The 17,037-nt window shown below is 66.0% G+C and carries 21 protein-coding genes; 9 read left to right on the top strand and 12 right to left on the bottom strand.

Going from position 1 to position 17,037, the window contains the following annotated elements:
* Window positions 1–85 precede the first annotated feature (85 nt).
* The 7 genes from ACQY78_RS13305 (at window position 86) to ACQY78_RS13335 (ending at window position 6,938) form a co-directional block, all read left to right on the top strand.
* The gene (locus ACQY78_RS13305; protein WP_428686159.1) at window positions 86–850 is read left to right on the top strand and encodes an alpha/beta fold hydrolase; all 765 of its coding nucleotides are present in this window, start codon (window positions 86–88) and stop codon (window positions 848–850) included.
* A gap of 5 nt (window positions 851–855) precedes the next feature.
* The gene (locus ACQY78_RS13310) at window positions 856–1,575 is read left to right on the top strand and encodes a DNA-3-methyladenine glycosylase I (protein WP_428686160.1); all 720 of its coding nucleotides are present in this window, start codon (window positions 856–858) and stop codon (window positions 1,573–1,575) included.
* Window positions 1,572–2,324 (top strand): aspartate/glutamate racemase family protein, encoded by a 753-nt coding sequence (locus ACQY78_RS13315; RefSeq protein ID WP_428686161.1) that lies wholly within the window; start codon window positions 1,572–1,574, stop codon window positions 2,322–2,324. Before ACQY78_RS13310 ends, ACQY78_RS13315 begins: the two co-directional genes overlap by 4 nt.
* 11 nt (window positions 2,325–2,335) lie before the next feature.
* Window positions 2,336–3,178 (top strand): fumarylacetoacetate hydrolase family protein, encoded by an 843-nt coding sequence (locus ACQY78_RS13320; protein ID WP_428686162.1) that lies wholly within the window; start codon window positions 2,336–2,338, stop codon window positions 3,176–3,178.
* Window positions 3,162–4,409, top strand: coding sequence for an MFS transporter (locus ACQY78_RS13325; protein ID WP_428686163.1), 1,248 nt, complete (start codon window positions 3,162–3,164; stop codon window positions 4,407–4,409). Before ACQY78_RS13320 ends, ACQY78_RS13325 begins: the two co-directional genes overlap by 17 nt.
* Window positions 4,409–5,248 (top strand): NADPH-dependent oxidoreductase, encoded by an 840-nt coding sequence (locus tag ACQY78_RS13330; protein WP_428686164.1) that lies wholly within the window; start codon window positions 4,409–4,411, stop codon window positions 5,246–5,248. Before ACQY78_RS13325 ends, ACQY78_RS13330 begins: the two co-directional genes overlap by 1 nt.
* 175 nt (window positions 5,249–5,423) lie before the next feature.
* Complete coding sequence (locus tag ACQY78_RS13335; RefSeq protein WP_428686165.1) at window positions 5,424–6,938, top strand: ABC transporter substrate-binding protein; 1,515 nt, start codon at window positions 5,424–5,426, stop codon at window positions 6,936–6,938.
* Between the two features lie 7 nt (window positions 6,939–6,945).
* On the opposite strand, the gene ACQY78_RS13340 is transcribed toward ACQY78_RS13335, so the two are convergent.
* The 11 genes from ACQY78_RS13340 to ACQY78_RS13390 form a co-directional block, all read right to left on the bottom strand.
* A complete protein-coding gene (locus ACQY78_RS13340; RefSeq protein ID WP_428686166.1) occupies window positions 6,946–7,599 on the bottom strand; it encodes an FABP family protein in 654 nt (217 codons plus the stop codon).
* Window positions 7,600–7,666: 67 nt separating this feature from the next.
* On the bottom strand, window positions 7,667–7,987 hold the full coding sequence (locus ACQY78_RS13345; RefSeq protein WP_428686167.1) for a DUF2218 domain-containing protein: 321 nt from the start codon (window positions 7,985–7,987) through the stop codon (window positions 7,667–7,669).
* Complete coding sequence (locus ACQY78_RS13350; protein WP_428686168.1) at window positions 7,984–8,571, bottom strand: PadR family transcriptional regulator; 588 nt, start codon at window positions 8,569–8,571, stop codon at window positions 7,984–7,986. The genes ACQY78_RS13345 and ACQY78_RS13350 overlap by 4 nt, the downstream gene beginning before the upstream one ends.
* Before the next feature lie 146 nt (window positions 8,572–8,717).
* Window positions 8,718–9,047, bottom strand: coding sequence for a hypothetical protein (locus tag ACQY78_RS13355; protein WP_428686169.1), 330 nt, complete (start codon window positions 9,045–9,047; stop codon window positions 8,718–8,720).
* Between the two features lie 177 nt (window positions 9,048–9,224).
* Window positions 9,225–9,878 (bottom strand): 2-dehydro-3-deoxy-6-phosphogalactonate aldolase, encoded by a 654-nt coding sequence (locus ACQY78_RS13360; protein WP_428686170.1) that lies wholly within the window; start codon window positions 9,876–9,878, stop codon window positions 9,225–9,227.
* Window positions 9,848–10,717: a 2-dehydro-3-deoxygalactonokinase gene (locus ACQY78_RS13365; protein ID WP_428686171.1), complete on the bottom strand. Its 870-nt coding sequence runs from the start codon at window positions 10,715–10,717 to the stop codon at window positions 9,848–9,850. The genes ACQY78_RS13360 and ACQY78_RS13365 overlap by 31 nt, the downstream gene beginning before the upstream one ends.
* 13 nt (window positions 10,718–10,730) lie before the next feature.
* Entirely contained in the window at window positions 10,731–11,900 is a 1,170-nt protein-coding gene (gene argE, locus ACQY78_RS13370) for an acetylornithine deacetylase (RefSeq protein ID WP_428686172.1), read from the bottom strand.
* Between the two features lie 32 nt (window positions 11,901–11,932).
* Window positions 11,933–12,559 (bottom strand): GTP cyclohydrolase I FolE, encoded by a 627-nt coding sequence (gene folE, locus ACQY78_RS13375; RefSeq protein WP_428686173.1) that lies wholly within the window; start codon window positions 12,557–12,559, stop codon window positions 11,933–11,935.
* Between the two features lie 27 nt (window positions 12,560–12,586).
* Window positions 12,587–12,979 (bottom strand): Co2+/Mg2+ efflux protein ApaG, encoded by a 393-nt coding sequence (gene apaG, locus ACQY78_RS13380; protein ID WP_428686174.1) that lies wholly within the window; start codon window positions 12,977–12,979, stop codon window positions 12,587–12,589.
* Window positions 12,980–13,039: 60 nt separating this feature from the next.
* On the bottom strand, window positions 13,040–13,948 hold the full coding sequence (locus ACQY78_RS13385) for a cation diffusion facilitator family transporter (protein WP_428686175.1): 909 nt from the start codon (window positions 13,946–13,948) through the stop codon (window positions 13,040–13,042).
* 14 nt (window positions 13,949–13,962) lie between these two features.
* Window positions 13,963–14,436: a PaaI family thioesterase gene (locus ACQY78_RS13390; protein ID WP_428686176.1), complete on the bottom strand. Its 474-nt coding sequence runs from the start codon at window positions 14,434–14,436 to the stop codon at window positions 13,963–13,965.
* A 77-nt stretch (window positions 14,437–14,513) separates the two neighbouring features.
* On the opposite strand from ACQY78_RS13390, the gene ACQY78_RS13395 reads away from it, so the two are divergent.
* Both ACQY78_RS13395 and ACQY78_RS13400 read left to right on the top strand, forming a co-directional pair.
* On the top strand, window positions 14,514–14,963 hold the full coding sequence (locus ACQY78_RS13395) for a MarR family winged helix-turn-helix transcriptional regulator (protein ID WP_428686177.1): 450 nt from the start codon (window positions 14,514–14,516) through the stop codon (window positions 14,961–14,963).
* A gap of 367 nt (window positions 14,964–15,330) precedes the next feature.
* Window positions 15,331–16,263 carry an IS110 family transposase gene (locus ACQY78_RS13400; RefSeq protein WP_428676352.1) on the top strand — a complete coding sequence of 311 codons (933 nt, stop codon included), beginning with the start codon at window positions 15,331–15,333 and terminating at the stop codon, window positions 16,261–16,263.
* A gap of 149 nt (window positions 16,264–16,412) precedes the next feature.
* Here the strand turns inward: ACQY78_RS13400 and ACQY78_RS13405 are convergent, their stop codons facing one another.
* Window positions 16,413–17,024, bottom strand: coding sequence for a TenA family protein (locus ACQY78_RS13405; RefSeq protein WP_428686178.1), 612 nt, complete (start codon window positions 17,022–17,024; stop codon window positions 16,413–16,415).
* Between the last annotated feature and the right edge of the window lie 13 nt (window positions 17,025–17,037).

Raw genomic sequence — 17,037 nt, forward strand, 5'->3', positions numbered from 1 at the left:
TTTCCTCTTTTGTTGTCGCGGTTGTCCGACACTTGGGCAGCGCGATCAACCTTGTCGCAGTTCATGCCACTTGTTAGGGAAAGTCATGGCTCACTTCACCTCCGATGGGCTCGACCTCGCCTACGATGAATTCGGTCCCGCCGATGGCCGCAAGGCGATCGTGCTGGTGCACGGCTTTTCCGCGAACCGTTACGAGAACTGGAAGCGCATGGGCTGGTACGACGCCATCGCCGCCAAGGGACTCCGTGGCTTCGCGCTCGACAATCGCGGCCACGGCGAAAGCGCCAAGCCGCACGATCCGGCCCTGTACGATCGCGAAGCCATGGCCCGCGATGTTCTTGCATTGATGGACCATGCCGGCGTCGAGCGCGCGCACGTGCTGGGCTTCTCGATGGGCTCGCACATCGCCCTGACGGCCGCCCTGCTCGATCCCGGCCGCATCGATCATCTGGTCGTGGCAGGCGTCGGTGCCAAGCTGTTCGATCCGCCGCGCGAGGAAGGCGCCATGGCGCAGGCCATGGAAGCGGCCAGCCCGGATGAGATCGCCGATCCGATGCTGAAGAGCTTCCGCCACTTCGCCGACGAGCAGAAGGAAGACCGGCTGGCACTGGCCGCCTGCTCGCGCGGACCGCGCCTGCCGCTCACGCACGACTCGCTGGTGGCGATCCGGCGTCCGACCCTCGTCGTCGCCGGCGCCCGCGACCAGCTGGCCGGCCCGCCGCAGGGACTGGCCGACGCCATCCCCGGCGCCAAGGCGGTGACCCTGCCGGGGTGCGATCACTTCTCCTGCATCGGCCATCCGCTGTTCAAGGCCAGCGTGTTCGACTTCTTCGACGGCTGGCTCGAGTAGCCTCCATGGCGCGCGTCAGCTTCAAGTCGATCCAGGCGCGCGCCGCCAAGCGCAAGGGCGGCGAGAAGGCGTTGGCGGCCCTGCTGCCGAAGAAACGCGACAACAAGGCCCTGGCGAAACTGACGGACGACCGCGTGCTGGCCGAGATGGCGCGCCGCGTGTTCTGCGCGGGCTTCGTGTGGAGCGTCATCGACAAGAAGTGGCCGGGCTTCGAAGAGGCCTTCCTCGGCTTCAATCCCAAGCGGCTCCTGTTCCAACCAGCCGAGTTCTGGGAGAAGCTGACGCAGGACACCCGCATCGTGCGCAATCCGACCAGCATCCGGTCGGTGCGCGACAATGCGAAGTTCGTCACCGACATCGCGGCGGAGCATGGCAGCTTCGGCAAGTTCCTCGCCGCCTGGCCGGCCGACGACCAGATCGGCCTGCTCGAAGTCTTCGCCAAGCGCGGCTCCCGTCTCGGCGGCTTCTCCGGCCAGTACCTGCTGCGCTTCCTCGGCCGCGATTCCTTCATCCTGACAGGCGACCTGATGATGTGCCTGCGCGATGCCGGCGTGCCTCTCAGCGAGAAGGGCAGCTCCAAGAAGGACCAGAAGCTCGCCCAGGCCCAGATCAATGCCTGGGCCGAGGAGACCGGCCTGCCGCTCACCCACATCTCGCGCATCTGCGCCCTGTCGATCGGCGAGAACCACGATGCCGCGCGCCTCGCGGAAACCATGCGGACATGACCATGACGAACATCCTGCTGATCAATCCCAACACGACGAAGTCGATCACCGATCTCGTCCTCAAGACGGCCAAGGGCTTTGCCTCCAAGGGCACCCGCCTGCGGGCGCTCACCGGCTCCTTCGGCCCGCGCTACATCGCCTCGCGCGCGGCCTATGCGATCGCGAGCCATGCCGCACTCGATGCCTATGCCAACGATCGCGGGCCCAAGGACGCGGTGGTGCTGGCCTGCTTCGGCGATCCCGGCCTCGCAGCTCTCAAGGAGGTCAGTCCGGTGCCGGTCGTGGGCATGGCTGATGCGTCCATCCTGCAAGCCTGCGCCATGGGCAACCGCTTCTCCATCGTCACCGGCGGCGAGCGCTGGAAGTCGATGCTGGAAGAATTCGTCGCCAACCACGGCCTCTCCTCGCGCCTCGCCTCCGTGCGCACCGTCGCGCCGACCGGTGCCGACATCGCGCGTAACCCCACCGCCGCTATGGAATTGCTGGCAAAAGGCTGCAGCGCTTGCGTCGAAGAGGACGGCGCGGACGTGGTGATCCTGGGTGGCGCGGGGTTGGCAGGCCTTGCAGCGAAGCTGAAGCACATGGTCGATGCCCCGCTGCTCGACGGCGTGGCCTGCGCCATCTCGATGGCCGAGGGGCTCGCGCTGCAGAAGCTGGCGAAAGCCGCCAATGGTGCACTTGCGAAGCCCGGCGCCGTGGACAGCGTCAAACTCTCCAAAGGTCTTTCGAAGCTGCTGCAATCACCCTAGGGTCCGTCCCTATGCGGTTGGTCAGCTTTCGCCATGCGGGCGCGAACAAATTCGGCGCGGCCGTCGACGGCGGCATCGTCGATCTGTCGGCACGCACGCACGGGCGCTGGTCCAGCTTGCGCGATGTCATTGCGGCCAAGGCGCTCGATGAACTCCGCACAGCAACGCAAGGTGCCGCGGCAGATCTCGTGTTCGAGGACGTCGAGCTGCTGCCTGTGATCCCCGATCCGGGCAAGATCCTCTGCGTCGGCCTCAACTATGCGAGCCATGTCGGCGAGGTCGGACGCCAGATGCCGACGGTGCCCAGCGTCTTTTCTCGACTTCACAACACACTCGTGGCCCACGGCGGCGACATCGTGCGGCCAAGCGCCTCGACCCATTTCGACTATGAAGGCGAGCTGGCCATCGTGATCGGCGAGCGTTGCCGGCACGTCCCGCGCGCCAGCGCTTTGTCGGTGATCGCGGGCTACAGCTGCTTCATCGACGGGAGCGTCCGAGACTTCCAGAAGCATTCGGTCTTCGCCGGCAAGAACTTCCCGGCCACCGGGCCGCTGGGGCCGTGGATGGTCGCGTCAGATGTGATCGCCGATCCGCAGCGGCTCGAACTGACGACGCGGCTGAACGGCACCGTTGTGCAGCATGACACGACCGATCACATGATCTTCGATGTCGCGACCATCATCGAATATCTCTCGACCGTGACCTGGCTCGAGCCGGGCGACATCATCGCGACCGGCACGCCCGATGGTGTCGGCGCCGGCCGCAAGCCGCCGCTCTGGATGAAGTCCGGCGACAGGCTGGAAGTCGAGATCTCAGGCATAGGGACTTTGGGCGTCAATGTCGTCGACGAGTAACTCATTCGACCTGCCGGCCAGCGAGGCCGGCGCCGATGCGAAGAAGGTCCGCGAATACAAGGTGATCGCGCTGGTCGCCTTGGCGCATTTCGTGAGCCATGTGCACATCATGCTGTTGCCGCCGCTGTTCGGCGAAGTCCGCGAGGCGTTCGGCGTCAGCTATGTCGAGATCGGCTTCGCGCTCACGGCGTTCAATGCCGCGTCCGCCCTGCTGCAGACGCCGGCCGGCTTCCTGGTCGACCGGGTCGGGCCGCGCGCCATGCTGACCGGAGGCCTGGTCCTGGGCGGCATCGCCGTCGCGGCGGCCGCGCTGCTGCCCGGCTACTGGTTCTTCGTCATCGCCTACGGCTTCCTGGGCCTCGCCAACACCGTCTATCACCCGGCCGACTACTCGATCCTGTCCGCCACCATCGACCACAAGCGCATCGGCAAGGCCTTCTCGATCCATACCTTCGCGGGCTACCTCGGCTCGGGCGTGACACCGGCGCTGGCGCTGGCCTGTGCGGCCCTGTGGGGCTGGCGCGGCGCCTTCCTGTTCGTCGCCGGCCTGTCGATCGCGACCGCCCTCGTGTTGATCGTCGCGGGCAGCATCCTGCCGCGCGTCGTGCACAAGCCCGGGCAGCAGCCGGCCAAGGACAGCGGCCAGAAGGTCGGGCTCGACCTGCTGTTGAGCGCGCCGATCCTGCGCAATCTGCTGTTCTTCTTCTGCCTCGCCATGGCCAATGGCGGCATCCAGGTCTTCACCGTCGTCGGCATGGCGCAGATCCATGGGACGCCCGCCGATGTCGCCAGCGTGGCCCTGTCGGGTTTTCTTTTGTTCAGCGCCGGCGGCGTGCTGCTGGGCGGCATCATCGCCGACCGTACGCCGCACCATGAGCGCGTGGCCGCCATCGGCTTCGCCTGCACCTCGACCATGGCGATCCTGATGGCCTGGGTGAACATGCCAGGCGCCGTGCTGATCGGCGTCATGTCGGCCGGCGGCCTGCTGAACGGCATCATCCAACCGTCGCGCGACATGATGGTGCGCGCCGTCACACCGCCTGGTTCGTTCGGCAAGGTGTTCGGCTTCGTCAGCACCGGCTTCAACCTGGGCGGCATGGTCGCCCCGCTGCTCTATGGCGCCCTCATGGACCATGGCGAGCCGCGGGCCATCTTCATGATCGTTACCGGCTTCATTTTCCTGGCGCTGATCACCGCGATCACCCGCCGCAAACCCGAGAGCATTGCCTGATGGATTCCCTGACGCCTGCCACGCCTCCCAAGACGGAAGCCCTCGCCCGCCGTTACGGCGCCGATGTCCTGCCCGCGGCCGGACCGTGGAATGAGACGATCGCCACGATGCTCGATCATCGCTCGGTGCGCAGCTACAAGCCCGATCCCGTGCCGGCCGGTGCGCTCGAGAGCATGATCGCCGCCGCCCAGTCGGCCGCCACCAGCTCCAACATGCAGTGGTGGTCGGCGCTCGCCGTCACCGATCCCGCCAAGAAGAAGGTGCTGGCCGAGATCGCCGGCGGCCAGAAGCATATCGAGCAGTGCCCGCTCTTCATTGCCTGGATCGCCGACATGTCGCGCAACCAGCGCATCTCGAACGCGACGAAGACCCCGTTCGAGACGATGCCGTGGCTCGAGACCTTCATGGTCGCCTCGATCGACGCCGCACTGGCGGCCCAGAACGCGGTGGTCGCCGCAGAGTCGATGGGCCTGCGCACGGTCTATATCGGCGCCATGCGCAACGACCCGATCCGCGTTGCCGAGCTGCTGGGCCTGCCGCCCCAGGCCGTCGTGGTCTTCGGCCTCTGCGTCGGCTACGCCACAGAAAAGGGCGAGGGCGAAGTGAAGCCGCGCCTGCCGCAGTCGGTCGTGCTCCACAGCGAGCGCTACGACGCGAGCAAGGAAGAGGCGCTGCGCGCCGCCTATGACGCCGAGATGAGCAAGTTTTCGGCCCGCCACGAGTTGCAGGCCGCGACCTGGACCCAGCGAGTCCTGAACCGGCTGGGGGCCCTCAAGGCCATGAACGGCCGCGAAACGCTGCGTGCCGCGCTGGCGAAGATGGGATTTGAGGTTCGGTAGAGCGTCCACCGTTCCAAAGGGTGATGGGTGATCGCTCTTTCTTCGGCGCTCTCGGACATCGCAGAGCGTGGCGGCTTGTAACCAAGCCGCGGCCTGACGCTACCCGGCCGAGCTTCGCTCGCCTCAATGGCACGCCGCGTGCTGGGGTCTCGGGACGGTCAGGACGGAGGGCATCATGCGGCGGACGGCTCATCGCTTTCTCATGACACTGGCGCTGTGCGCGGCAGCCAGCACAGCCTCGGCGCAGGGTCATCTCAGGATCGGCATCGGCGACGATCCCGACGTGCTCGATCCCACCCTGTCGCGCACCTACACGGGTCGCATCGTTTTCGCCTCGATCTGCGACAAGCTGTTCGACATCGACGAGAAGCTCACGATCGTGCCCCAGCTTGCGCTCGGCCAGGAGACCTCGGCCGACGGCAAGACGGTCCTCATCAAGCTGCGGCCCGGCGTTAAATTCCATGACGGCGAACCGTTCGACGCCGCCGCCGCCAAGTACAGTCTCGAACGCCACCTGAACATGAAAGGCTCGTTCCGCAAGCCCGAGATCGGCATCGTCGAAAGCGTCGACGTCGTCGATCCTCTGACCATAAAGCTGAACCTGAAGCAGCCTTTCTCGCCGCTGCTGGCCCAGCTCACCGACCGGTCGGGCATGATGGTCTCGCCCAAGGCCGCGGAGGCGGCGGGCGACAAGTTTGGCCTCAAGCCCGTGTGCGCCGGCCCCTACAAGTTCGTCGAGAGAGTCCAGCAGGATCGCATCGTGGTCGAGAAGTTCGCCGACTACTGGAACAAGGACCAGGTGTTCATCGACAAGATCACCTACCTGCCCATCATCGATACGACCGTGCGCCTGGCCAACCTGCGCTCGGGCGGCATCGACCTCACCGAGCGCATCCTGGCGACCGACATCCCGACCGTGCGCGCCGATCCCAAGCTGAAGCTCGCCAACTCGGTGTCGCTTGCCTGGTTCGGACTGATGATCAACCAGGACAACGGACCCAAGTCGAACAATCCGCTGGGCAAGGACCCGCGCGTACGCCGCGCCTTCGAGCTGGCGCTCGACCGCGACGCCATCAACCAGGTCGTGTTCAACGGCGAGTTCGTGCCGGGCAACCAGTGGGTCAGCCCGCAGAGCCCCTACTATCAAAAAGACTTCCCGATCCCCAAGCGCGACATCGCCAAGGCCAAGGCGCTGATGAAGGAGGCCGGCATCACCGGCCGGCTCAGCCTCGACTACATGGTGAACAACGCGCCGGAGTCACGGGCCATCGCCGAGGTCGTGCAATCGCTGGTGGCTGAAGCGGGCTTCGACCTGAAGCTGCGCGTCGTCGAAGTCGCGACCGCCCTGAAGGCGGGCGAGGATGGCGACTTCCAGGTCTATGCGCTGACCTGGAGCGGCCGCAGCGATCCCGACGGCAATTCGGTGGTCTTCCAGACCTGCGGCGCGCCGCAGAACATGGGGAAATACTGCGACAAGGAACTGGATGGCTGGCACCAGGAAGCGCGGGCCGCCACCGAGATCGAGGCGCGCAAGGCGATCTACCGCAAGGTCACCGAACGCTTCCTCGACAAAGGCTGGATCTTCTACCTCTTCCACCCGCAGAACCTGGCGACCCACACGGCCCGGCTCGAAGGATTCCGTCCGGTGCCGGATGGGCTGCTGCGGGTGGTCGGCCTGAAGCTGAAGTAGCCGCGCGTCAGTCGAACTTGCCGCTCTTCAGCCGGTCCACCATCGGATTCTGGGCCGGCGCCGAGACCCGTCGCAGCGTGTTCGTGTCGCGGTGGTTGAAGGCCGGCGTCGTGCCGCGCACCGCCAGATCCGTGCGCGTCACGTAGGACCAGCTGCCGTCATCGTTGAAGGTGATGTCGATGCGGTAATAGTCGGTGCGGAACGCCTGCTCGAGGAAGGTGGTCGAGCAGATGCCGAAGCGGGTATCGCCGCGCCTGGCTTCGACGGAAATCGTCTTGTCGCCGGGCTTCGCGGTTCCGCCCGCCAGCACGACCTGGCCGCGCGGGATGGCGATGGACTGCATAATCAGGCCGGTGGCCGGTTCCCACAACCAGTAGCCGACCTGGTCGTGGAAGGTGATCGCTTCCTCGTCGGTGTTGATGTGGATGTGATAGCGCAGCCCGTAGAGGAGCTGGGGCCCGTTGGGCTGCGGGTCGATCGGCTCCATCCGGATGTGCTCGCGGAAGCCGCGCTGCTCGGGACCCGGCGCCTTGGGCGCGATGTCGATGCCCTTGTCGGACTCCCATTCGCCGGCGAGGCGGGCCAGCGGCCCCAGGTTGGCCAGCGTATCCGGCGAAAAATCTTCGGGTTCGGTAAAGACGTCTTCAGGAAGGGTCGACATGGGGTCCTCGGGCTGCACTCGCGCGGAATGTGCAAGCCCGCCCCGGCGTTAACAAGCGCGCGGCTTGTCACGCATCGCGCCACTCGAAGGCGAGTGGCGCCTCGCGGAAGGCAAAACGATCGAGATGACTCGCGACCGCCCCCTTGAGTGCGTCGAGCTGTCCGTCGGCACTGGCCTCGAGGCGGCATTCCAGCGCATCGGAATTCGCCGTCAGGACGAGAGTGGCGTCGCCCGGCCAGTCGGCCCCGCGGGCGTTGCGGGGAAAGACCACCTTGCCCGTCTCCGGCGTGAACTCGACCTCGAGATTGTGGCTCCAGTGCTTGCAGAGCTGCTGGAGGTAGCGGCTGCCGCTCGCCGTCGGCACGCGCGCGCTGCTGGCGGTACTCATAGACGTTCGATCCTCTGCGCGGCCTCGTCGATGATGGCGACCGCGTCGTGGACCGTCTGTTTCTGCACGCCCTCCCGCCCCAGGCGATGGATCAGGGCTTCCCGGAGGTTGTTCATCGCCCGGCGCACCGGCGCCGAGTCGGTGCGTTCCTGGAGGCCGGCAAGTTCCGCGAGCCGCGCGAACAACGCGTCGACCTCCGCCTTGCGCTCCACGAGATGGGCGGTGCCGTCCGGCGTCACCGCGAAGGATTTGCGCGCGCCTTCCGACTTGGTCGCGGCGATGTGGCCCATTTCGTCGAGCATCGTGAGCGTCGGGTAGATCATGCCGGGGCTCGGCACGTATCTGCCGCCGGTCAGGTCCTCGATGGCGCGGATCAGTTCGTAGCCGTGCCGCGGCTCGTCGGCGATCAGCTTCAGGAGTACGAGCCGAAGCTCGCTCGAATCGAAGACGCGATGGCGGCCGCGGCCGCCGCTTCTGTCGCTGGCGTCGCCTTCCCAGCCATGGCCCGGCCGGCCAAAGCCGCGCCGACCGAAATGATGCCGATGGGACCCGTCGTGCCCGTGATGATGATGAGAAGATCGCACTGTTTCACTCTTGGTATGATTAAACATACTCAAGATATATCTTGATCGTTCAAAAATACAAGAGCCTTCAGCGAGGTTTCTGATTTTGAGATTTGAGTTATCTGTAGTTAAGGAGGCGGCCACCCTTCACAGGGTGGCCGGCTGCGTCAGCGACGGCCCGCGCGATTGACCGGACCACCCCTGTTCACTTCTCCATCGACGCCAACTCCCGGGGCCACGCCGACACCGGGAGCCCCCGCGCCGACGCCAGGCGTGACGCCCACACCCGGAGCGCCGACGCCGACACCCGGCGCAACGCCCACCCCTGGGGCGCCGGCACCGACGCCCGGGACCACACCGACACCCGGCGCACCGGCGCCGTGGGGTGCCCAGACGCAGCCACGCGGAATGCCCTCCGCCCGACAATACACCTCGGCCTCAGCCGTGGTCGCCATCAACACCAGACCCAGCGACACACCGACGATTGTACGAATCATGACTTTCTCCCATGTCCGGCAGGATGGAGAAATCCCACCGGCAGTTCGTAACATGTCACCTGCAAGCCGGTGCACAAGCTCCGAACGCTTTAAATCGCAGCGACGCCCCTCTGCCGGACCGCGAACAGCCCGCGGAGTATCCCGCAACTCTTGATCTTCTTTGTTTCCTTCCGGACTTCATTGGCGCCAGGCCGACACGATGGCGGTCGCCTTCGCCCGCACAGTCGCCGCGTCGTCGCCCGGTCTGTAGAGCGAAGACCCGAGGCCGAAGCCGGCCGCGCCGGCCGCGCGCCAGGCTGCGAGGTTGTCCGCGCCAATGCCGCCGACCGGGATCAAGGGCGTGCCTTTCGGCAGCACCGCCAGCAGGGCTTTGACGACGGCAGGCGACGCCAGCTCAGCCGGAAAGAGCTTCAAGCCATGCGCGCCCGACTTCAGCGCGGCAAAGGCTTCCGTGGGCGTCAGGATGCCGGGCAAGCTCGTCAGGCCGAGTCGCACCGTCTGCTCGACGACCTCGGGGTCGAAGTTGGGCGCGACGATCAGCTCGCCGCCGGCCGTGGCCACGTCCCTCGCCTCAGCGGCCGTCAGGACGGTGCCGGCACCGATCACGGCATCGGGAAAGCGCCGGCGCAGCGCGGCGATGCTGTCGAGCGGCTGCGGCGAGTTGAGCGGCACTTCGATCAGGCGGAAGCCTGCTTCCACCAGCACCTCACCGATCGCGGGCGCCTCTTCGGGCCTCAGCCCGCGCAGGATGGCGATGAGCGGCAGCTCGCGCATCGCCGCCCTGAACCTGTCGATGATGGTCATCCCTGCAAAGCCCTCAAGCCCGCCCATGTTGCCTCCGCGCCGAAGGTCCGCACCGTGGTGTCCGTCCCTGCGAGCGCCAAAGCATAGCGCCCGGTCAGCGCCGGTGCGCCGATGACGATGACGTCGCCGCCGGCCGGCAATTCCTGGGTTCGCAGTTCCTCGCCGATCAGCAGACCAGACAGGTAGCTTGCCGATTGAGCCGGCGACAGACGGTCGAACAGGGCGAGCGCCCGTACTCCGAACGCGTTGTGCAGGAGGCTTTTGCCCTCGCCAGCGCGCGTCACGCCGCGGAGGAACATCGCTTCGTCGAGCGGTGCATCGGCGTCGAGGGTGCGGGCGAGGATCGAATGTTGGCCGAGCAGCCCGTAGAATTCGCCCGTCATGTAGGTCCGGAAGCCGGTGACCCTGCCCTCCCGCACCGTGGCCCATTTGCTGTGCGTGCCCGGCAGCACGAACAGCCCCTCCGTCACACCGGCCAGCCGCATCGCGCCGAAGATCTGGACCTCTTCGCCGCGCATCACATCAGGCACTTCGCCCTGCTCGACACTGAGGCCGGGTACCAGGGCGATGCGCGGCTCGATCCAGTGCAGGTGGCGCTCGAGTTCTTCGGGTCCGGCCGGACACGCGACATAGGGCGCCTCGACCCAGCCCTGCCGGCTGCCGGCCATGCCGGAGATCAGGCAGACGCTCCCCGCCGGCTTCATCCAGTCAGAGAACAGAGAGTTGAAGACGCCGGCAAAATCGCCGTTTGGGACGTTGAGGATCCCGAGCGGCGCGCTCTTCTCCTCCAGCACGCGGCCCGCTCTATCGAGACGGGCGCCGCGCAGCGAGCTCGTGCCCCAGTCGACGGCGATCAGGTGCGGCACGACCTCCTCACAGTCAGTCCCGGCAGGACCACTCCAGCATGCGCTTCATGAACTCCTCGCCGGCATCGATCTGCGAGGCCAGGATGAATTCGTTCGGCTGGTGCGCTTGGGCGATGTCGCCGGGGCCGCAGACCACCGTCGGCACGCCCAGCACCTTGCGGAAGATGCCGGCCTCGGTGGCGTAGACCACCGCGCCGACCGTGTTGGAGCCGGACCAGCTTCCCGCCAGGGTCTTGGCGTCGTCGTTTCCCTCGGGCGAGAAGGCGGGGGTCGAGGCGCGCAGCTCGGTCTCGATGCCGGCCGCGGGGTGCTTGGCCTTCATCTTCGGCAGCAGCTCTTCCTTCAGCCACTTCTTGGCGCGTTCGCCCAGCTCCTCGATCGGGCGGGTCGGCAGCTCGCGATAGCCCCACAGGACCTCACACTCGCGCGCCAGGATGTTGCCCGCGGTGCCGCCGATGATGGTGCCGACGTTGAAGGTCGCGGCGGCCGGCATGAACTCGCTGTCCTTGGGGGCCGCCGCCTCGAGCTCTTCCTGCACCGTGTTCAGGTAGTGAATGAACTCGCCGGCGAAATGGATGGCGCTGACCCCGAGATGGGTCATCGAGGAATGGGCCTCGAAGCCAGTGAACTTGGTGACGTAGCTCTGGCTGCCCTTGTGGGCGTGCACCACGGTCATCATGGTCGGCTCGCCGATGATGATGACCCGCGGCTTCGGCACCTCGGTCGCCATGCGGGCGGCCAGCGAATGCGCACCGAAGCAGCCGATTTCCTCGTCGTAGGAGAGCGCGAAGTGGATCGGCTTCTTGAGGGGAGCCTTCAGGAACTCCGGCAGCATGGCGAGGCCGATGGCGTAGAACGCCTTCATGTCGCAGGTGCCGCGGCCGTAATACTTGCCGTCCTTCAGCGTGAGCGTCCACGGATCGGTGACCCAGGGCTGGCCGTCGACCGGCACGACGTCGGTATGGCCCGACAGCACGACGCCGCCCGGCACGTTGGGACCGACGGTTGCGAACAGATTGGCCTTCGAGCCGTCCTCGTTGGGGACCAGTTTGGACTCGACGCCATGGCCCTTGAGGTACCCCTGCACGTATTCGATCAAGGCGAGGTTGGAATTGCGCGAGGTGGTATCGAACGCCACGAGCTTTCGCAGCATGTCGATGGAATTGACGGTCTCTCCGGCCATGGTGTCCTTGTCTTACTCGGGGCGCGTTGCGGTTAAATGGACGTGCGACCGATCATGCTCAGGAATTCGCGCCGTGTCTCTCCATTGTTCCGGAAGGCGCCCAGCATGCGGCTGGTGACCATGGTGACGTCGGACTTGTGGACGCCGCGCGTGGTCATGCACTGGTGTGCCGCCTCGATGACGACCGCGACGCCGCGCGGCTGGAGGACCTCCTGCAGGGTATTGGCGATCTGAGCCGTCAGCTTCTCCTGGATCTGCAGGCGATGGGCATAGGCATCGACCACGCGGGCGAGCTTGCTGATGCCGACCACGCGCTTGTCCGGCAGGTAGCCGACATGGACCTTGCCGATGATCGGCACCATGTGATGCTCGCAGTGCGACTCGAGCCGGATGTCGCGCAGCGCCACGACCTCGTCGTAACCCTCGACCTCTTCGAAGGTCCGCTGCAGCATGTCGCGCGGATCCTGGTCGTAGCCCGCGAAGAACTCCTCGTAGGAGCGGACGACGCGGTCGGGCGTGCCGGCCAGCCCCTCGCGACCGGGGTCGTCGCCGGCCCAGCGGATCAGTGTGCGGACGGCGGCCTCCGCTTCCTCGCGCGAAGGCCGTGACAGGCCAGTGGCGAGCGAAACGATCTCGCGCGGCTTCGCCATCTTGTTCATCGTCTTACTCCCCTTGATCCGCGCGGCCTAGTTGAGGCTGCGCTGCGCTGCCGGCGTGTCCAGCGAGAAGGTCGGAACTTCGATGTCGAACTTCACGCCCCCCTCGTCGACCATCTGATACGTACCGCCCATGATACCGGATGGCGTGGAAAGTGGCGTTCCGGAAGTGTACTCGAAGACCTCGCCGGGGCGCAGCAACGGCGTCTTGCCCACGACACCGGGGCCCTTGACCTCCTGCAGACGGCCAAGCCCGTCGGTGATCTTCCAGTGCCGGCTGCGCAGCTGCACGGCGACATCGCCCTTGTTCTCGATGCGCACCGTGTAGGACCAGACATATTGCGACTTCGCCGGCTCCGACTGGTCGGGCAGATATTGCGGTTCGACCGTCACCTGGATGGCACGGGTTGTGGCTTTATACATGCTGGGGCGAATCCTTCCGGCCTCTGACATGGGAGTTTCCGGGCAAAAGGTCAAACCCGTCTACAGCCACTTCGGGTCGGCGGTGAAGTCGATCGTGAGCCAGCGGTTCGGACCTTCGCCGCCGATCGCCTCGGCGATCTCGCGTCGGATGCCGTCGGCCTCGCCCACGCTGTCGATCGGCGATTCCGGCGGAACGGCAATATGGATCTCGATGAACTGGGCGCGCCCCACCTTGGCGACGTAGGAGGTGTAGGTCTTGAATTCGTGACGGGCGATCACCTCGTCCATCACCTGACGAACCCGCGCGTCGAGCTCCGGCGGCGTGATCAGCAGGATTTCCTGCAGCGCCTTGCGCACCGTCTGGATCGGCACGAACACCAGGACCATCGTCAGCAGCGCCAGCACCGCCGGATCGGCGTAGGGCGCGAGATGCGCATAGGCCGTGCCCTTCAACCAATCGCCGAGGGCAAAGGCCACGAACAGGGCCGAGGTGATCGACCCCGTCATCAGCCAGCTCTGCGCGTCGAGCCGCACGAAATCGGAGCCGATACGGCGATTGAGGCGACGCTCGTAGAAGAACATGGCGAAGCACGCGGCGCAGACCAGGACGGCGTAGGCCATGGCCCAGTCGAAGTCGAGCTGACGGCCGCCGGCCAGCAGGCTGTCGAGGGAATTCAGGAAGGCATAGAAGCAGAGCAGCATCAGGGTGCCGCCGTTGAAGGCCAGAACCATCGGCTCGATATGCCAGTAGCCGAACTGGAAGCGCCGGTTCTCAGCGACGCGGGTGACCAGGCGCGACACGAACAGCGCCAGCCCCGACATGGCGGCATCGATGGCGGAGAACACGCCGTCGAACAGGATCGACATCGAGCCCGACAGCAGGCCGAACAGCACGCCGAACGTCGCCACCACGATGGTTACGGCGATGGAGAGTTTCAGGAGTCTTTGTTCGGCGGCGGCATTCTGCATGCCGCCAGAATAGGCTAAATCGGGAAGATCAGGCAGGTGGTCGTGCCGTGGGCCAGCAGCTTGCCGGCGGCGTCGGTCAGGCGGCCCTCCGACGTGGCGATGCGCGAGCCGACATTGATGACCTTGCCTTCGGCCCGGACGGGACCGGTCTTGTCGGTCATGGCACGCACGTAGTTCACCTTGATCTCGACGGTCGTGTAGCCGCTGCCGGCCTTCAGCATCGTGTGGATGCAGCAGCCCATCACCGAGTCGAGCAGGGTGGCGGCGATGCCGCCATGGACCGTGCCCAGCGGGTTGTAATGGTCGAACACCGGCGTGTAGCCGAACAGGACGCGTCCAGCTTCGACTTCCAGCAGGTTGAACCCCAGCGTCCGTGAGATCGGCGGCGCCGGATAACGTCCCTCCAGCAAGCCCTTGAACAGGTCCAGACCGTCAAGGGTGCGCGCCTGCTCGATCGGCACCACGCCAAATCCCGCCTCTGCCGCCATGTCCGCCTCCGTCGCGATTTATGTGCATATACACATTGAGGCTTTGCCGATGCAAGAAGCGGCGATAGTCTTCCCCCATGACAGCCGATTCTCCTCCGGTCCGCCTGTCGCCCGCCGAGTGCACCTGCTTTCGCGTGCGCAGCGCGGCGCGGCGTGTGACGCAGATCTACAGCCGGCATCTGGCGCCGACCGGCCTGCGCATCTCGCAGTTCTCGCTCCTGGGGCATGTGATCGCTCGCGGTCCGCTCAGCATCACCGAACTGTCCGATCTCCTGGCCACCGATCGCACCACTCTGACGCGGAACCTGCGTCCGCTGCTGACTTCGGGCGTGATCGAACGGGCGGCCGCAGGCGACAAGCGCCGACACGAGCTGGTCGCGACGCCGGCCGGCCGCGCCCTGTTCAAGCGTGCGCTGCCGCTGTGGGCCGAGGCCGAGCAGGAAGTGCGGACCGCGATGGGCGCGAAGCTGACCGCCGACCTGCACGGCGCCCTCGACCGCTCGATGGAGAGGCTGGCGCCGCTCTGACAGGCGGTTGACAAAGCCGTATCCTGGCAAATAAACGAAACAGTCGAAACGAGAGTCGCACCCCCTCAAACAGGTATCCTGGTATCGCGGATGTTCCCAGCGGGGCCAGCCAAACCCCTTGCCAACGCCCGCTAGAGCGTTTGTGGGCAAGATCGAATCGAGCCGAGCATTCCAACACCGACCTCACCCTTGTAAGTCGGCGTCTGCCGGATCGGCTAGACTAGCCGGCGCGGTGGCGGCGGGTAGACCGACTCACCCCGGGGCGTCGAAGCTCGTTCCTCAGCAAGGTCGCCCGTCCGTCGTTCCAGCGAACCCGAACAGTCGCGTGGGCCGCATCGCGAGCTCGCTTTCGCAAGGAAGGGTTGCCATGGAACACCGTCGCATTGTCGGCATCGACGTGTCGAAGGACCGACTGGATGTGCATGTCCTGCCGTCGCAGGAGGCCTTTGCGGTTTCCCGCGACGCAACAGGCCTCGTCGAGCTGTGCCGCCGCCTGGGCGACACGGTGGACCTCGTGGCGGTCGAAGCCACTGGCGGCTACGAGACCCTCGTCGCCGCGACCCTCTCGGACCACGGCATGCCTGTGGTGATCGTCAATCCGGCACAGGTCCGGGCCTTTGCCCAGGCGCTGGGACAGCGTGCCAAGACCGATCCGATCGACGCGTCGGTCATCGCCCGCTTCGCCGAGGCCACCCGGCCCCAGATCCGGCTGCTGCCCGATGGGGCCGCTCGCCTGCTTTCCGATCTGATGGCGCGCCGGCGCCAGATCGTCGAGATGATTGCGTCCGAACGTCAGCGCCTGTATCGCACCGAGCCGCCGCGCGTGCGCAAGAGCATCGAGCGATTGTTGAAGGCTCTTGAGCGCGAACTCGGCACTATCGACCATGACATCGATGGCGCCGTGCGCGGTTCACCGCTGTGGCGGGAGAAGGAAGACCTGCTGGCATCGGTGCCAGGCATTGGCTCGATCATCGCCAGGACCTTGCTGGCCGAACTGCCCGAGTTGGGGCGGCTCGATCATAAAAAAATTGCAGCGCTTGCCGGCCTGGCTCCCTACACACGCCAGTCCGGTCTCTGGAAGGGCAAGGCCCGCATCGGGGGCGGACGGGCGGTGGTCCGAACGGCCCTCTTCATTGGCGCCCAAGTCGCCAAGCGCTGGAACCCACCCTTGAAAACCTTCTACGAGCGCCTCATCGCCGCCGGTAAGACCAAGATGGTCGCCACCATCGCCGTCGCCCGCAAACTTCTTGTCATCCTCAACGCCATCCTCAGAGACAGGACACCATGGCAAAACGCTTGACCTCAGACACAGTCGCTGAGGAGCATCGCGCAGCGATGCGTCTCGAAGGGTGGGAACGCGCACCTTGCCTATTGCCCATCCTTCGAGACGCCGCGCAAGGCGCGGCTCCTCAGGATGAGGGAAGTGGGTCAATGTAAAATGGCAGGAATCTAGACGTGGGCGGCGAAGAAGCCGAACTCCAGTTCCATGGCGCGGCGATAGTTGGCGCGCACGGCTTCGGTGTCCTGGGCATGGAGATCGAGCAGGGCTTCGAGCTGGGCAGCCAGCGCCTCGAAGCCCGGATCGGCATAGGTCTTCACCCAGTCCGAATAGAGCTTGGCCACGCTGTTCGCCGCCAGCGCACGGCCGAGGAAGGCGTAGAGCCGCATGCACGGCGTCATCGCCGCGATCGTCTCCCCGAGATCGCCGTGCCGCGCCGTCTCGAGAAGAAAGTCGACATAGGCGCGTGTCGACTCGATCGGGGCGACACCGTCGAGGTCGACCCGCCAGCGTTCGGCATAGCCCTTATGGAGCTTGAGCTCCTGCAGGACGCCGGCGATCAGGCCGGCGAACCCATACAGGTCCTCGCGCGAGCGCGAATTGGCGAGGCAGAAGGCGTAGGCGCGCGCGAAGGCTTCGAGGAAATAAGCGTCCTGTGCGACATAGCCCTTGAAGCATTCGATCGGCAGCGAGCCGTCCCGCAGCCCGCGCACGAAGCCGTGCGACAGGATGCGGGACGCCAGGTCGGAATTTGCCGCCCACAGGTCGGCCGAAAGCGACATTCCCTGCCCCGGC

Source organism: Reyranella sp. (genome assembly GCF_965279625.1).
In the GTDB taxonomy this organism is placed as follows: Bacteria; Pseudomonadota; Alphaproteobacteria; order Reyranellales; family Reyranellaceae; genus Reyranella.

Bases quoted from the DNA above. Each gene is read 5' to 3' on its own strand.
- ACQY78_RS13355 (WP_428686169.1), bottom strand. From the start codon at position 9,047: ATGATTCGTACAATCGTCGGTGTGTCGCTGGGTCTGGTGTTGATGGCG.
- argE (WP_428686172.1), bottom strand. From the start codon at position 11,900: ATGGCCGGAGAGACCGTCAATTCCATCGACATGCTGCGAAAGCTCGTG.
- ACQY78_RS13360 (WP_428686170.1), bottom strand. From the start codon at position 9,878: ATGGGCGGGCTTGAGGGCTTTGCAGGGATGACCATCATCGACAGGTTC.
- folE (WP_428686173.1), bottom strand. From the start codon at position 12,559: ATGAACAAGATGGCGAAGCCGCGCGAGATCGTTTCGCTCGCCACTGGC.
- ACQY78_RS13405 (WP_428686178.1), bottom strand. From the start codon at position 17,024: ATGTCGCTTTCGGCCGACCTGTGGGCGGCAAATTCCGACCTGGCGTCC.
- ACQY78_RS13305 (WP_428686159.1), top strand. From the start codon at position 86: ATGGCTCACTTCACCTCCGATGGGCTCGACCTCGCCTACGATGAATTC.
- ACQY78_RS13345 (WP_428686167.1), bottom strand. From the start codon at position 7,987: ATGAGTACCGCCAGCAGCGCGCGCGTGCCGACGGCGAGCGGCAGCCGC.
- ACQY78_RS13325 (WP_428686163.1), top strand. From the start codon at position 3,162: ATGTCGTCGACGAGTAACTCATTCGACCTGCCGGCCAGCGAGGCCGGC.
- ACQY78_RS13385 (WP_428686175.1), bottom strand. From the start codon at position 13,948: ATGCAGAATGCCGCCGCCGAACAAAGACTCCTGAAACTCTCCATCGCC.
- ACQY78_RS13310 (WP_428686160.1), top strand. From the start codon at position 856: ATGGCGCGCGTCAGCTTCAAGTCGATCCAGGCGCGCGCCGCCAAGCGC.
- ACQY78_RS13320 (WP_428686162.1), top strand. From the start codon at position 2,336: ATGCGGTTGGTCAGCTTTCGCCATGCGGGCGCGAACAAATTCGGCGCG.
- ACQY78_RS13335 (WP_428686165.1), top strand. From the start codon at position 5,424: ATGCGGCGGACGGCTCATCGCTTTCTCATGACACTGGCGCTGTGCGCG.
- ACQY78_RS13315 (WP_428686161.1), top strand. From the start codon at position 1,572: ATGACCATGACGAACATCCTGCTGATCAATCCCAACACGACGAAGTCG.
- apaG (WP_428686174.1), bottom strand. From the start codon at position 12,979: ATGTATAAAGCCACAACCCGTGCCATCCAGGTGACGGTCGAACCGCAA.
- ACQY78_RS13390 (WP_428686176.1), bottom strand. From the start codon at position 14,436: ATGGCGGCAGAGGCGGGATTTGGCGTGGTGCCGATCGAGCAGGCGCGC.
- ACQY78_RS13395 (WP_428686177.1), top strand. From the start codon at position 14,514: ATGACAGCCGATTCTCCTCCGGTCCGCCTGTCGCCCGCCGAGTGCACC.
- ACQY78_RS13330 (WP_428686164.1), top strand. From the start codon at position 4,409: ATGGATTCCCTGACGCCTGCCACGCCTCCCAAGACGGAAGCCCTCGCC.
- ACQY78_RS13340 (WP_428686166.1), bottom strand. From the start codon at position 7,599: ATGTCGACCCTTCCTGAAGACGTCTTTACCGAACCCGAAGATTTTTCG.
- ACQY78_RS13400 (WP_428676352.1), top strand. From the start codon at position 15,331: ATGGAACACCGTCGCATTGTCGGCATCGACGTGTCGAAGGACCGACTG.